The following is a 14,120-nucleotide window of genomic DNA, read 5'->3' on the forward strand; positions in this document are numbered from 1 at the left end:
CATGTCGAAGACCCTGATCCGCGTCGCCACCATCGATGACGCCGAGACCATCGTGGCCCTGGTGCAGGCGCTGGCGATTTACGAGAAGGAACCGCTGAGCAGCGTGAAGCTGACGGCCGATGATATTCGCCGCGATGGCTTCGGCACCGAAAAGCGTTTCGAGGCACTGATCGCCGAGCTGGATGGCGAGCCGGTCGGCTTCGCGCTGTACTTCCACAATTACTCGACCTGGGAAGGCCGCGCCGGCCTGTTCGTGGAAGACCTGTTCGTGCTGGAGCGCGCGCGCGGCCACGGCCTGGGCCGCCAGCTGATCACCGCACTGGCGGCGATTGCCGATGCGCGCGGCTGCAAGCGACTCGACCTCAACGTGCTGGACTGGAATCCAACGCGCGAATTTTACCACCGCCTCGGCATTCAGCATAAGACCGAATGGCTGCCCTACCGCATGACGCAGCCTGCCCTCGCCCGGCTCGGTGATGCCGCCGATCCCGCCTGGTTTGCTGGCCGTCCGCAGCGTTGACTGCAGTGCGGCATGAGAGTGTCGCGCGGACAAAAGCCTTTGTCGTTCAACGGCCGAGTATGAGAGACTGAGCCCAGGCGGAAACCGCCCAGGGAGATGTCGATCCAGCCATGGTCAAGCGCAGGCTTGCGACCGATACAGTGATCAGCCCGCGCGCCCGGGTCGGCCTGCCGCGCGGTTTTGTCGGGCTGATTGTTGCTGTCGTGCTGCTGCTGGCTGCAACCGGCGGCCTGGCCCTGTCGCTGGTGCTCAACCTGCGCAGCAACGACCAGGACCGCATCGTGCTGCAGGGCACTGGCCTGAGCCGCACACTGGCCGATGCAGCACAGCGCCAGTTCGACGTGGCCGACCTGCTGCTGCAATTCGCAGCCGCCGAAGCCAGCGACCGGATCAGCCGCGGCCTGACGCCCAGCGACGCCATCGTTAGCCTGCTGACCGACCGCATCGCCATCATGCCACAGGTGGATGCAGTGCATGTCTACGATGGCCGGGGACGCTTCTGGTTCGCCGTCGGCGAGGCGCCGATGCCGCTGGACATCAGCTGGCATCCCGGCTTCATCAAGCATCGCGACGGCCTGGTGCAGCAGATCGATGCGGCACGCAGCGGCGGTGAGCCACGCGTGTGGCTGACCCGGCGCATCAACGGCGCCGATAATTCCTTTGCCGGCGTGCTGATTGCCACGCTGAAAATCGACCTGCGCGCACTGCTCGATCCTGCCTATTACCCGCTGCCGGTCTCTGTTCTCGCGCTGGTGCATGATGAAGGTCGGATGGTTACCGGCTGGCCGCAGCCGCAGGCCACGGAGTTGGCCGGCTTGACCCGGTTCGTTGCAGGCACCCAGGGCTACAGCGTAACCGGTGAAGATCCGCTCTACTGGTCAAGGCTGAACGATCTGCCGATGACCCTGCTGATGCAGCTGGAGCAACAGAAGGTCGACCGCGGCTGGCTGCGCGCCGCGATCGGTTTCGGCATGCTGTTCGGTATCGTCACGCTGGGCGCCATCGCTGCGGTGTGGGGCGCCTGGCGACAGCTTGAGCGTCGCGCCGCAACAGAATCCCTGCTGCGCGGCATGATGGATAACCCGCCTCTGGTGATGACCCTGCAGGACCCGCATGGTCGCTATCTGATGATCAACCAGTTCTTCGCCCGGCAGTTCAACCGCGATCCGGAGGATCTGGTTGGCCGCACGGCGAAGGAAGTGTTCCCGCCTGAGTTGGCGGCGCGGCTGACCGAGCAGGTGGAGGAAACGGTGAAGGCCGGCAAGCCCCTCACCTTTGACATGCGCGTGCCCACCCTGAACGGCAAGATGCATGACTACATGCTGGTGCGGTTTCCGATCTTCGACCGCAGTGGAATCCTGCTGGCGGTGGGCAGCATCGCCACCGACATCACCGAGCGCAAGGCGCTGGAAGCGGCATTGCGCGAGCAGGCGGCCGTGCGCGAGAAGCTGGCCGAGAATTATGCGCGGCAACGCGAGGTGGCAGAGACCGCCAATCGCGCGAAAAGTGAATTTCTTGCGCATATGAGCCACGAGCTGCGCACGCCGCTCAATGCCATCATCGGCTTTTCCGACATGATCGCCGGCCGGCTGCTGGGCCCGCAATCGGCAAAATATTTCGAGTATGCCGAGGATATCAGCAGCAGTGCCAAGCACCTGCTTGGTGTCATCAACGACATTCTCGATGTCTCCAAGATCGAGAGCGGGCGCTTCGACCTCGAGCTGGGCACGCATGAACCGCAGGATCTGGTCGATGACAGCCTGCGCCTGGTGCGCGGCCGGGCGCGCGAGGCCGGCGTGCAGCTGGTCAGCCGCCTGCCCGACGCGCTGCCGTCGCTGCTGGTCGATGCCCGTGCGGTGAAGCAGATCCTGATCAACCTGCTGAGCAATGCGGTGAAGTTCACGCCGACCGGCGGCGTGGTAAGCGTGGAAGCCGCACACCTGCCCGATGGCGGCCTGACGCTGACTGTGTGCGACACCGGCATCGGCATCGCCGAAGACAATCTCGAACGCGTGTTCGAGCCATTCTGGCAGGCCGATGCCGGTATCCGCCGCAGTGAAGGCAGCGGACTTGGCCTCAACATCTGCCGCAAACTGATCGCGCTGCATGGCGGCAGCATCAGCGTCGCCTCGGTGCCCCAGCAGGGCACCCGGGTGACCGTGACATTCCCCGCCGCCTGCGTGGCCCCGGCAGCAGCGTGACCACATAAAAGAAAACGGCGCGTCAGATGACGCGCCGTTTTGGCATCAAACCGGTTGACCGGTGCTTACTGCTTCTGCACCGGCAGGGTCTCGATTTCGCTGCCGGCATCGGCGGCGCGGCTGAGCGAGGTGGGCGAGACGCTGGGCTGCTTCGAGGCGCGGTTGGCGATCTCGTCAGCGCGACGCTGGCGATACACGGTGCGCAGCGTGACGTAATAATCGAGCGAGGTCTTCTCGAGGTTATCGAGGGTTTCAAGCAGCTCGGCGCGGGCATCCAGACCGCTCACGATGGTGCGGGCATAGATCCAGCCATCGCGATCGGTGTTGCGCAGATACCAGTTGAGCGGATCGGCTGCGGTGTCGACGACAAAGCCGGTCAGGTCGCGCGGGTTGGACGGGCCAAGCACCGGGATAAACAGATAGGCACCTTCGCCGGCGCCCCAGCTGGCCAGCGTCTGACCGAAATCTTCAGTATGAGCCGGAATCCCAAACCACTTGTCAGCAGCATCATAGAAACCGAGCACACCGACGGTGCTGTTGATGGCAAAGCGCTGCAGCGTATCGCCGGCGCGAGTGGTTTCACCCTGCAGCAGGTCGTTGGCCAGGATGATCGGAGTCCGCAGGTTCAGCAGTGCACTGCGGATACCGGTGCGGGCCGGTTCCGGCAGCAGGGTGCGGTAGACGAAGGCCGCTGGCTTGAGCAGGAAATGATCGAGCGCCATGTGGAACTCGAACATCGCGCGATTGACCGGCTCGAGTGGATCATTCACGGCTTCGAAATCGGCGCGGGCCTGGGGGTCGGTCGGGGCTGTGGCACAGCCGGCAAGCAGACCAGTCGAAAGCAGGGCAACTGCAGCGAGGGTCTTCCACTGGGACGTGCGCTGACCGGACTCGCGCGTAACAACGGACATGGGGCTTGGACCTCTTTATAATTCTGAGGGTTATCTTATCGGATATCGGCCTTTCGCGCGCAAGCCGAATCCCGTGGACCGTGATGGCCACTACCCTGCAACCGCACCGGGCGGATGCCTTTTTCCACAGGTGATGCAGTTCTGCCACAGCCCCTGACGGGGGCGACTCAGTGGCGCAGCCCGGGATTGCCTGGGCCGGTACCGCCCTCTGGATCGTCCGACTCGTCCGATTCGTCGGGTTCGACCACCGGAATCGCATAGGCGCCCTTGAGCCAGCGGTTGAGGTCGACATCGGCGCAGCGCGGCGAGCAGAACGGGCTGCGCTTGGGGTCGCTGGGTTTGCCGCAGATCGGGCAGGTTTTGGAGACCGTCATGGCGGATGCCGCAGGGTATCGTCAGCGGCCGAGCCGGCCAACTGAGAATGATTCGCGACGGCGGCCGGCTTCCGGCTTCACCTGGACCACGGCACCGATCTGGCGCTCCAGCTTGCTGCGCAGCTCGTCGTCGAACAGGGCGGCGACATCGGGCGCACAGGCGATTTCCAGCTTGCCGCCGGCCGGGCTGCTGGTCGCCTCGCGCCAGGTCCGGCGCAGCAATTCGGCCAGCACGGACGGCAGCGAGGGCAGCCGCCCGTCGCCATCACAGGTCGGGCAATTGTCGAACAGCCGGGTGGCGAGCGGTTCGCCGATGCGCTTGCGTGTCATCTCGACCAGGCCGAGCGCCGACATGCCCAGCACCTTATGCGGCGCCGGATCGCGCTTCAGCGCCTCGCGGAGCGCATTCACCGTCTGGGCCCGATAGGCGGCATTTTCCATATGCAGGAAATCGATCACCACGATGCCGCCGATGCCGCGCAGGCGCAGCTGGCGCGCAATCGCGGTGGCGGCTTCCAGGTTGATCTTGAGTGCCTGCTCCTCGAAGGCATGGCCACGCGACGAGGCGCGGCCGGAATCGACATCGATGGCGGTGAGCGCCTCGGTCTCGCCGAACACGATGGCGCCGCCGGACGGCAGCTCGATGCGGCGGCCCAGCGCGGCAGCGATATCGGCCTCGATCTCGAACAGTTCAAACAGGCCGGCGGGATCATCGAAGCGTTCCAGCCGCGCGACATAATTCGGCGCATGCTCGAACAGCCAGGCGCGGGCCTCGGCAAAACCAGGCGCGGCATTGACGCGGATGCGATCGAGCCGGGCGCCGACATAATCACGCAGCGCGCGGCCGACCGGGCCCATTTCGCGCCACAGTTCGGCCGGCACATTGGAGCTTTCGGTGGCCAGGCGACGCCGGTCCTCGATCGCGATCCAGCGCGCCCGCAGGCGTTCCAGATCGGCAAACAATTCTTCCTTCGATACGCCATCGGCATTGGCGTTGACGATGCAGCCCATGCGGCGGCGGCGCTCGTCGCCATTGCGCCGCTCGGGCGCACGCTTGACCGGCTTGGCGCTGCGGCGATCGCCGGCGCGATGCTGCAGCCGGACACTGACTTCATGCTGCAGCCGGGCGGTGACCTCCAGCGGTGTCTGGTCGGCCAGCGCCATCAGGCTCTGCATCACGGCAGCCAGCCGCATGCGTTCGGCATCCTGGGCGATGCGCTTGGTCACGCGCACCGCGGCATCGTAGGGGCAGAAGGACAGGAAACGGCCGGGCAGCGCGATCTGGCAGGTGAGCTTGACGCCCTTTTCGCCAACCGGGTCGCGCACCACCTGCACCAGCACGGTTTCGCCCTCATGCAGGCATTGTTCGATCGGCTTGTCGCCCGGCTCGACCAGATCGTCGCGGCCGAGAAAACCGTCGCGGCTCAAGCCAATATCGACATAGGCCGCGCCCAGCCCCTTCTCGATCCGCCGCACGCGGCCGAGGAAAATCGCACCCAGGGCGGAATCGCGCTCGGGCCGCTCCAGATCGAGGTGGACCAGACGGTCATCCTCGACCAGGGCGACGCGCGTCTCGGTCAGTCCGACATCGATCAGCAGCTCGTTGGCCATCGAATCAGTTTATAGCGGGTTTCGTTAAAGAAGCGGATAGCCCGGAAGCGAATAGCCCAGGCCATGCAGCAGCCCGGCGGTTTCGGCCAGCGGCAGGCCGACCACATTGGAATACGAGCCGCCGATCCAGGGAATGAAGGCCTCGGCCCGGCCCTGGATGGCATAGCCGCCAGCCTTGCCCAGGCCCTCGCCGCAGGCGGCATAGGCGGCGATTTCGGCCGCCGCGAGCCGGCGGAAGCGCACCTTGGTCTCGACCGCGCGGCGGCTGCTGCGGCCATCGGGATGAATCAGGCAGAGCCCGGTCACCACGGTATGGCGCCGGCCGGACAGCAGGCCAAGGCAATGGGCGACCTCGTCGGCGGTTTCCGCCTTGGGCAGAATGCGGCGGCCCAGCCCCACCACCGTATCGGCGGCCAGCACCAGGGCATCGGGCCGCTGGGCGGCCACGGCGCGCGCCTTGGCCTGGCTCAGACGCAGCGCCAGGGGCCGCGGCAATTCGGATTTTTCAGGGGTTTCGTCGAGATCGGCGGCCAGGATCGCATCCGGCACCAGGCCGATCTGGCGCAACAGATCGCGGCGACGCGGCGATGCGGAGGCCAGAACGAGGAGTGGCGCGGCCACGGTTCCGGCCCCGGATCAGGCTTACTTGAAGCGGAAGGTGATGCGGCCCTTGGTCAGGTCATAGGGGGTCATTTCCACCATGACCTTGTCGCCCGCCAGCACGCGGATGCGGTTCTTGCGCATCTTGCCCGAGGTATGAGCCAGCACTTCGTGGCCGTTATCGAGCTTGACCCGGAACATCGCGTTGGGCAGCAATTCGTCCACAACGCCGGGAAATTCCAGCAATTCTTCCTTCGCCATTCAGCCTCTGTTTTACGGTAGCTCGGTTTTACGGTCGTCGCGCGCCGGAACGGCGCGGCCATCAGATGCGCTTGCAGCGCGGGCGAGAACATGCGCGCGACCGCCCGGAAAATCAAGGCCGTAGCCGGAATGCTGCCACTGGCAGGGTATAACCGGAATTCCCGGTTTTCCGGAACTTATGGCGAACGGCGACTAGTCCACCTGAATCCGGATGGCCGACCACACCCATTTCGCATCGTCATGGGCCTTCAGGCCGGGATGCCTGTCGTCGCGCGGATAGACCACCCAGGTGGGGCCGCGACCGCCGAGGCCGAGATAGTTGCCATCGGCCTTGAGCGCCAGCAACACCGGATACTGCGCCAGGTCGGTGAGGGGGATTTCGGCGCCATAGCCGTCGATGGCAAAGACCTTGATGGTCTTGCCTTTCGATCCGGCGGCCTTGAGCACATCGGCCAGCAGCGGGCCGCGGAATGTATAGGCCTTGGGCCAGGTGTCGTATTTCACCGTCAGGGTTTTCTGCGGCAGTTTTTCCAGCATGGCGAGATCGAAACTCGCCGCCGTATCGAAACTCACATTGCCGAATTTGAAAAAGGCGTCGTCGAACTCGTTCAGCGCGCCGCGATTGGTGTTGGCAATTGCGCCATGCACGGTGAGCACCACCGCGCCTTTGGGTTTGGCCAGATCGGCGGCCTGGGCTGAAACGGCGACGCCGATGGCAACAACGGCAGCGAGCAATGCGCGCAACATCGTATGTCCTCCCGCAATCGAGACTGCCATCTGGTTACGCGCCCGCCGCAGGCGTGTCCAGTGACGGCAGCACGTCAGCTGTGCTGGAGCGGAAAGACCATGGTGGCCGTGGTGCCGCGGCCCAGTTCACTGGCCATATGGAGGCGGCCGCCATGCAGCGCCATCAGGCGATGCGAAATCGCCAGGCCAAGGCCGGAGCCCTGGCGGCGCTGGTTCTTCGGACCCGCCTGGTAGAAGGCCTCGCCCAGCCGCACCAGATCGGCCGGTGCGATGCCCGGCCCGTCATCGCTGACGCTGATGCGGATCGTGTCGGCATCGGGGGTGGCAGCCACCACGATGCGGCCTTCGGCCGGTGTGAACTTGATCGCATTGGAGATCAGGTTGAGCAGGACCTGGCGAAACGCGCTGCGATCGGCATGCAGCACCGGCAGGGCATGCAGGCTGGCATCCATCACCAGCGACAATTCCTTCTGCCGCGCCTGGGTCAGCAGCAGCGAAATCACCGCATCGGCCTCGTCCACCACCTTCAGCTTGTCGAGGGTCAGCGTCATCTTGCCGGCTTCGATGCGGCTGAGATCGAGGATGGCGTTGATCACTTCGAGCAGATGCTTGCCGGCCTGGCCGATCAGGCCGGCATAGTCCTTGTAATGGGCATCGCCCAGCGGGCCATAGGCCTCGCTCTCCAGCATCTCGGCAAAACCGATCACCGCATTCAGCGGCGTGCGCAGCTCATGGCTCATGAAGGCGAGGAACTCGCCCTTGGAGCGCGAGGCCAGCATGGCCTCCTCGCGCGCAGCCTCGGTTTCAGTCAGCGAGCGATGCAGCTCCATCGCATCGGTCACCAGGGCGGCGAATTCCTGCAGCTGCAGCTGCGCGGCAGAATCGAAGCGGCGCGCCACCGAATCAAAGATCGCCAGCGTGCCGATGTTATGGCCGTCGCGGCTGGTCAGCGGGGCACCGGCATAAAAGCGCAGACCGGCCGGGCCGGTAACAAAGGGATTGTCGCTGAAGCGCGCATCCAGCGAGGCATCCTCGACGACACAGACCTCGTCGCTGAGGATCGCCCAGGCACAGAAGCCATGCTCGCGCGGCAGCTCGCGCAGGTCGATGCCGGTATGGGCCTTGAACCACAGGCGGTCGGTATCAACCAGCGTGACCAGTGCACCCTGGGTGCCGAAGACACGCGCCGCCAGCCGCACCAGCCGATCGAACCGCGGATCATAGGGTGTGTCGAGGATGGCGAAGCTGCGCAGATCGTTCAGGCGCGCGGCTTCGTTTGATGGGTGCGGTGCAGCGGGCACGGGGGTCTCTTTGGAAGGCGATCTTATTTAGAGGCGGTATTCCGCCGCGGCAAGCATTCTTCCGTAGGGGGACAAAGCCTAACGCACTGATCTGGTTATGGTTAATTACCGGCCTGCGTCGATTAGCCGCCAGCGTGCATAGACCGGAAATAGAAACCTTGTCCTGATTCCGCAGCGTCCGCCACTCCGCTAGGTCTGGACCCATATAGCGGTTGGCCCGTAAGACAAACAGCATGCTGCAGCTCGACCACATCACCGTCATCGCGCCTTCTTTGGCCGAAGGCGTGGCCCATGTGCGCGCCTGCCTCGATATCGATGTGCCGTTCGGCCGGCAGCATCCGTATATGGGCACCCACAACCATCTGCTTCGGCTGGGCGACAGCGTGTATCTGGAGATCATCGCGGTCGATCCCGCTGCCGCGCATCCGGGGCGCCGGCGCTGGTTCGGCCTGGATGACCCGGCCACCGTACGCGCGGACTGGGACAGCGGTTTTCGCCTGCGCGGATGGGTGGCGCGCACCGCCGATATCGATGCCGTTCTGCCGGAGCATGAAAATGTTCTGGGCAGAAAGATTGAACTGAACGGCAGCACGCCGTTCTTTTTTGCCGTGCCCGAGGATGGCTCCCTGCCGCTCGGCGGGATCGCGCCATCGGTGATCGATCGGCAGGGCAAACCGCCTTCCATGACAACCATGGCCGATCACGGCGCCATATTGCAGTCCCTGGTCATCGACCATCCTGACCCCGCGCAGGTCCGCACACTGTATCGAACGCTGCGCATCGACGCGCCGCCCGAAATCCGGCAGGCCGACCGCTTCCGCTATCGCGCCCTGATCCAGACGCCTGCAGGCCTGAAGGAGCTGTTCTGATCAGCGCCGGCGCAGGATCGCCTCGCCATCGACGGTGACGCTGATAGCCTGCTCGCCGGCGGCAGCCACCGGCGGTGCGGCTTCGGCGCGGGCCGACATGCTCATCGCCTTCATCATCACCGGCCGCTGCATAACGCCGCCATTGAGGCCGACGCGGGCCCAGCCCTCAAAGCGCATGCCCAGCGCCGCCGCGGCCTTTTCGGCGCGCGCCGCCAGGCGCTGCAACGCCTCGGCAAACATCTCGTCCTGCTGCGCGCGCTGCTGTTCGCGCGACAGGGTGTAGCCCAGTTCCTGCAGCGCCAGACCCTCGGCCTGCAAGGCGCCCACAGCTTCCAGCAGCTTGGCATCGTCCTTCGATGTCAGCAGCAGGCTCTGCTGCGCGCGCCATAACGGTGCCGGCGGCTTGGCACCGGCCGGCAGCGTCTGCGGCCGCACGGGGCTTTCCTGATAGGTGTTGTAGCTGCCGGTCTCGACCTCAAGGCCAAGCGCCTTGGCACGGGTGAGCGCACGGGCCATGGCGGCGTTGACGCTGGCCTGCGCGGTGGCGGCCGCCTCCGCTGTTGCCTGCGCCATCAGGTGGGCGCGCATGGTATCGGGCGTTACATCGCGTTCGGCATTTTCCGACAGCGTCAGCAGCGTGGCGTCATCGGGCAGCGCGCGCTGGGCGGTCTGCGCCCCGGCATTGTCGCAGGCGGCAACCGCAAGCAGCAGGGCCAGAAGCAGGGCCGAGGCGGGAAAGGCGAAACGCGAATGGGCGGTCATGGCGAGGGTCCGTCAGTTTCTGGTCCGCGGACCATACCAGACAAACCATGGCCGTTTTGAGGCGCGTTTGCCGTCAGCTGCTCAGCAGCGGCAGCATGCGGTCCTTGGCGTGGAAATACTTGCGGGCATAGGCCAGCAGCTGGCCATCGGTGGGATGATCGACGGTTTCGCAGCCGACAATATTGCGTTCGAGCCAGGCCTGCGAGCGTGTCACGTAGCGCAGGAATTCCAGTTTGGCCGCACCGGGCCCCACCAGCAGAACCTCGCGGGTGTCTTCCAGCGCCTGGGCGATGGACTGGAAAAAGGCGATATCGTCCGGGTCGCGACCGGAACGCAGGGCGCCATGCTTGTGCCGCGGGCTATGCGGGTGACGGTGCAGCGCCGTCTTGTCGGCGGAGTCGCGGTTGAAATGGAAAATGCAGGCCTCGACATGATCGAGCCACACGACGGCATGGGACTTAGGCATTCGGGGAGTCTCCGCTTCTTGACCGCCAGAGTTTGACGGCAGCCGGGGAGACCCACCTTGATGCAGGTCAAAAAATCCGGGCAATCAGCGTTTTATAAAGCGCTCGCGGATCTTTTTTTGCAGAAAATCGCGCACCTCACGGTAGGCGGCGAGTCGCTGTTCGCGCGTGCCCTCGACGATGGTGGGGTCGAAGGTGTTCCAGAATTCGACATCGCAGGCCATGGTGCGGGTCATGTCGACGGCGGTGTGCTGCGCCTCGGGCGACAGGGAGATGATGAGATCAAACGAGCTGTCTTCCAGGTCGTCGAAATTCTTCGAGCGGTGCTTGCTGATATCCAGGCCGATCTCGTCCATCACCTCGACGGCGAGCGGATCGACCTTTTCCTTGCGCACGCCGGCAGAATCGACAAACACCTGCTTGGGATACAGCGCCTTGAGGATGCCTTCGGCCATCGGGGACCGGACGCTGTTCATGGTGCAACAGAACAGCACGCTGCCGGGAAGCCGATCCTCCATCTCGCCGCTTACCGGATATGCAGGACGCAGATGAGCGTGAACAGCCGGCGGGCAGTATCGAAGTCGCAGTCGATCTTGCCCTTGAGCCGCTCGCGCAGCAGTTCGGAACCCTCGTTATGCACCCCGCGCCGCGCCATATCGATGGTCTCGATCTGCGAGGGCGAGGAGCGCTTGATGGCCTGGTAGTAGCTGTCGCAGATCTCGAAATAGTCCTTCACGATCTTGCGGAAGGGTGACAGCGCCAGAATGATCTTGCCCAGCGGCGCGGCGCCATCGTCACGGATATCGAAGACCAGCCGGTTGTCGGCGATGCCCAGCATCAGCTGGAACGGGCCCTGTTCAGCATGGGCGCCGACCGGCGAGAAGACATTCTGTTCGATCAGGTCGAAAATCGCGACCTTGAGTTCATGATCGATATCGGCCGACCGCCGCACCACGCTGCGCTCGTCGAGCAGAACCTCGATGAGACGATGCTGGGCTGGCGGCGCCTTGTCGGTCATTTGACCCCTTTCGGCAGCCTGATCGAGACCGACAGGGCGTGTCCCTGCAGGCCTTCCGCCTCGGCCAGCGCCACGGCGGCCGGGCCGATTTTCGCCAGCGAGGCCTCATCACACTGAACCAGCGTGGTGCGCTTCATGAAATCGAGCAGGTTGAGGCCCGAGGCAAAGCGCGCCGCGCCGGCGGTGGGCAGCACATGATTGGGGCCGGCGACATAATCACCGATCGCTTCCGGCGTATGGCGGCCGAGGAAGATGGCACCGGCATGGCGCACGTTGGCGGCAAAATCCTGCGGCGCCTCGATGGCCAGTTCCAGATGCTCCGGGGCAATGGCATCGACCAGCGGCGCCGCATCGCTCAGGTTTTTCACCGTGATCAGGGCGCCGAATTTTTCCCATGACGCCGTGGCGATATCCTTGCGCGGCATGGTGGAAAGCTGCTGCCGCACGGCGGCGCCAACCTTTTCGGCAAAGGCGGCGTCGTCGGTGATCAGCACCGACTGCGCCACCTCGTCATGCTCGGCCTGGCTGAGCAAATCGGCGGCGATCCAGGCCGGATCGTTTTGATTGTCGGCGACGACCAGAATTTCCGATGGCCCGGCCGGATTGTCGATGCCGACCTGGCCGAAGACAAAGCGCTTGGCCGTGACCACGAAACTGTTGCCCGGGCCGGTGATCTTGTCGACCGGGGCGATGCTTTCGGTGCCATAGGCGAGCGCGGCGACTGCTTGGGCGCCACCCAGGCGATAGACTTCAGTGACACCGGCCAGTTTGAGCGCCGCCATCACCAGCGGATTGAGTTCGCCGCCCGGTGTCGGCAGGGTGACGACGACACGGCGCACGCCGGCGACCACGGCGGGAATCGCATTCATCAGCACCGATGACGGATAGGCAGCCTTGCCACCCGGAACATAAAGCCCGACGGCATCCAGCGGCGTCCAGCGATGGCCGAGCTTCACGCCCTGCGCATCGGTGTAGAAATCATCGGCCGGCTTCTGGCGGGCATGGAACAGGCGGATGCGTTCAGCGGCAACCTGCAGTGCCTGCAACGTGGCGCCATCCACCAGTGCGGCCGCGGCATCGATCTCGGCCTGGGAAATGCGCAGGCCGAGCCGGGCCGAATCGACATGGTCGAATTTGGCATTCAGCTCATGCAGCGCCGCATCGCCGCGCTTGCGCACATCGGCAATGATCTGCGCCACGATGGCGCCGACATCGGCCTCGGCATCGCGCTTGGATTTCACCATCGCCTGGAAGCGGGCGGCGAAATCCGTATCGGCAGCATTCAGCGACACCGGCATCAGACAGCGACCTTCTTGGTCTTGGTCACGGCGGCGGCGGCCACGGCAGCGGAGAATTTCTCCAGCCAGCCGCCGACCTGGATCGGCCGCGTCTTCAGCGCCGCGCGATTGACCACGAGACGAGAGGTGACCTGGGCGATGACCTCGACCTCGACCAGGCCATTGGCCTTCAGTGTCGCGCCAGTGGAGACCAGATCGACGATGCGGCGGCACAGCCCCAGCGTCGGCGCCAGTTCCATGGCACCGTTCAGCTTGATGCATTCGGCCTGCACGCCGCGATCGGCGAAATACTTCTGCGTCACGTAAGGGTATTTGGTGGCAACCCGCACATGGCTCCAGCGTTTGGGATCATCAGATGCCGACAGCGCCACCGGTTCGGCCACCGAGAGCCGGCAATGGCCGATATCGAGATCGAGCGGCGCGTAGATTTCCGGGTAGTCGAATTCCATCAGCACATCGTTGCCGGCAACGCCGAGCTGGGCGGCGCCGAAAGCCACGAAGGTGGCGACATCGAAACTGCGCACGCGGATCAGCTCGATATCGGGCTGGCTGGTGGCAAAGCGCAGCTTGCGGCTGTTGTCGTCGGAGAATTCCGGCTCGGGCACGATGCCGGCCGCCAGCAGCAGCGGCATCACCTCTTTCAGGATGCGACCCTTGGGCAGCGCCATGACCAGTTTGTTGTCGGCACTCATGACACTTCCTTGTGCTTGGGCGCACGACGCACCGGATAGGGTTGCCCCAGATCCTGCATCTGTGCGTCCACGCATTCCACTTCCAGCCGCACGGCACCGCCGCCAGCGAAAACCAATGTCAGCACCGCTGCCGGGTCTTCACCCAGCGGCTCGGCGATGATCGACAGCAGTTCCAGCGGAGCCCTGGCGTCATTGCGATCAATGCCGCTGGACTGCACCTTCAGCACGCCGTCGAAATGCAACCCCGCCGGCACCCGCACATGCGGCACGGCGCGGATCAGCTTGCCGCGCGCATCGACGCGCGTTTCATCTTCCCAGCGGAAACGGTTGAGCACCAGGGCAAAGCGCCGCTGTTTCGGCTGCCAGGCCATGTCGGTGACCCGCAGCGTCGCATCCTGCAGGCAGGCCGCCAGCACCGTAACATCTTCCGCGTCCTCGGCGCGCAGGCGCAGGGGCGGAAAACGCGGCGTCTTGCGGCGGTCCTCGGCCAT

17 protein-coding genes are annotated in these 14,120 nt (G+C 64.8%); 3 read left to right on the top strand and 14 right to left on the bottom strand.

Annotated elements, in window-relative coordinates:
- Position 1 precedes the first annotated feature (1 nt).
- On the top strand, positions 2–520 hold the full coding sequence (locus tag AAG821_RS00375) for a GNAT family N-acetyltransferase (protein ID WP_341909106.1): 519 nt from the start codon (positions 2–4) through the stop codon (positions 518–520).
- A 110-nt stretch (positions 521–630) separates the two neighbouring features.
- Complete coding sequence (locus AAG821_RS00380; RefSeq protein WP_341909104.1) at positions 631–2,721, top strand: ATP-binding protein; 2,091 nt, start codon at positions 631–633, stop codon at positions 2,719–2,721.
- A 65-nt stretch (positions 2,722–2,786) separates the two neighbouring features.
- Here the strand turns inward: AAG821_RS00380 and AAG821_RS00385 are convergent, their stop codons facing one another.
- The 7 genes from AAG821_RS00385 to AAG821_RS00415 all read right to left on the bottom strand — a co-directional run bounded on the left by AAG821_RS00385 (position 2,787) and on the right by AAG821_RS00415 (position 8,526).
- Positions 2,787–3,632 (bottom strand): VacJ family lipoprotein, encoded by an 846-nt coding sequence (locus tag AAG821_RS00385; RefSeq protein WP_341909103.1) that lies wholly within the window; start codon positions 3,630–3,632, stop codon positions 2,787–2,789.
- A 167-nt stretch (positions 3,633–3,799) separates the two neighbouring features.
- A complete protein-coding gene (gene yacG, locus AAG821_RS00390) occupies positions 3,800–4,006 on the bottom strand; it encodes a DNA gyrase inhibitor YacG (protein ID WP_341909102.1) in 207 nt (68 codons plus the stop codon).
- Between the two features lie 21 nt (positions 4,007–4,027).
- Positions 4,028–5,617 carry a ribonuclease E/G gene (locus AAG821_RS00395; RefSeq protein ID WP_341909100.1) on the bottom strand — a complete coding sequence of 530 codons (1,590 nt, stop codon included), beginning with the start codon at positions 5,615–5,617 and terminating at the stop codon, positions 4,028–4,030.
- Between the two features lie 24 nt (positions 5,618–5,641).
- Entirely contained in the window at positions 5,642–6,238 is a 597-nt protein-coding gene (locus AAG821_RS00400) for a nucleoside triphosphate pyrophosphatase (RefSeq protein WP_341909099.1), read from the bottom strand.
- A gap of 21 nt (positions 6,239–6,259) precedes the next feature.
- Positions 6,260–6,478, bottom strand: a complete 219-nt coding sequence (gene infA / locus AAG821_RS00405) for a translation initiation factor IF-1 (RefSeq protein WP_144067704.1) — start codon at positions 6,476–6,478, stop codon at positions 6,260–6,262.
- 192 nt (positions 6,479–6,670) lie between these two features.
- On the bottom strand, positions 6,671–7,225 hold the full coding sequence (locus tag AAG821_RS00410; RefSeq protein ID WP_341909097.1) for a hypothetical protein: 555 nt from the start codon (positions 7,223–7,225) through the stop codon (positions 6,671–6,673).
- A 74-nt stretch (positions 7,226–7,299) separates the two neighbouring features.
- Positions 7,300–8,526, bottom strand: coding sequence for a GAF domain-containing sensor histidine kinase (locus AAG821_RS00415; protein ID WP_341909095.1), 1,227 nt, complete (start codon positions 8,524–8,526; stop codon positions 7,300–7,302).
- 233 nt (positions 8,527–8,759) lie between these two features.
- Between AAG821_RS00415 and AAG821_RS00420 the strand changes: the two genes are divergently transcribed.
- Positions 8,760–9,395, top strand: a complete 636-nt coding sequence (locus AAG821_RS00420) for a VOC family protein (protein ID WP_341909093.1) — start codon at positions 8,760–8,762, stop codon at positions 9,393–9,395.
- Here the strand turns inward: AAG821_RS00420 and AAG821_RS00425 are convergent, their stop codons facing one another.
- The 7 genes from AAG821_RS00425 to AAG821_RS00455 form a co-directional block, all read right to left on the bottom strand.
- Positions 9,396–10,157, bottom strand: coding sequence for an SIMPL domain-containing protein (locus AAG821_RS00425; RefSeq protein ID WP_341909092.1), 762 nt, complete (start codon positions 10,155–10,157; stop codon positions 9,396–9,398).
- A gap of 73 nt (positions 10,158–10,230) precedes the next feature.
- The gene (locus tag AAG821_RS00430) at positions 10,231–10,623 is read right to left on the bottom strand and encodes a hypothetical protein (protein ID WP_341909089.1); all 393 of its coding nucleotides are present in this window, start codon (positions 10,621–10,623) and stop codon (positions 10,231–10,233) included.
- A gap of 84 nt (positions 10,624–10,707) precedes the next feature.
- Entirely contained in the window at positions 10,708–11,139 is a 432-nt protein-coding gene (locus tag AAG821_RS00435) for an arsenate reductase ArsC (protein ID WP_341909087.1), read from the bottom strand.
- 8 nt (positions 11,140–11,147) lie between these two features.
- On the bottom strand, positions 11,148–11,639 hold the full coding sequence (locus AAG821_RS00440) for a UPF0262 family protein (protein ID WP_341909085.1): 492 nt from the start codon (positions 11,637–11,639) through the stop codon (positions 11,148–11,150).
- A complete protein-coding gene (gene hisD / locus AAG821_RS00445) occupies positions 11,636–12,937 on the bottom strand; it encodes a histidinol dehydrogenase (protein WP_341909084.1) in 1,302 nt (433 codons plus the stop codon). Before hisD ends, AAG821_RS00440 begins: the two co-directional genes overlap by 4 nt.
- Positions 12,937–13,629: an ATP phosphoribosyltransferase gene (gene hisG, locus AAG821_RS00450; protein WP_341909082.1), complete on the bottom strand. Its 693-nt coding sequence runs from the start codon at positions 13,627–13,629 to the stop codon at positions 12,937–12,939. Before hisG ends, hisD begins: the two co-directional genes overlap by 1 nt.
- Positions 13,626–14,120 carry a DUF2948 family protein gene (locus AAG821_RS00455; RefSeq protein WP_341909080.1) on the bottom strand — a complete coding sequence of 165 codons (495 nt, stop codon included), beginning with the start codon at positions 14,118–14,120 and terminating at the stop codon, positions 13,626–13,628. Before AAG821_RS00455 ends, hisG begins: the two co-directional genes overlap by 4 nt.

This window comes from Ferrovibrio terrae (genome assembly GCF_943372915.1).
GTDB classification, from domain to species: Bacteria; Pseudomonadota; Alphaproteobacteria; order Ferrovibrionales; family Ferrovibrionaceae; genus Ferrovibrio; species Ferrovibrio terrae_A.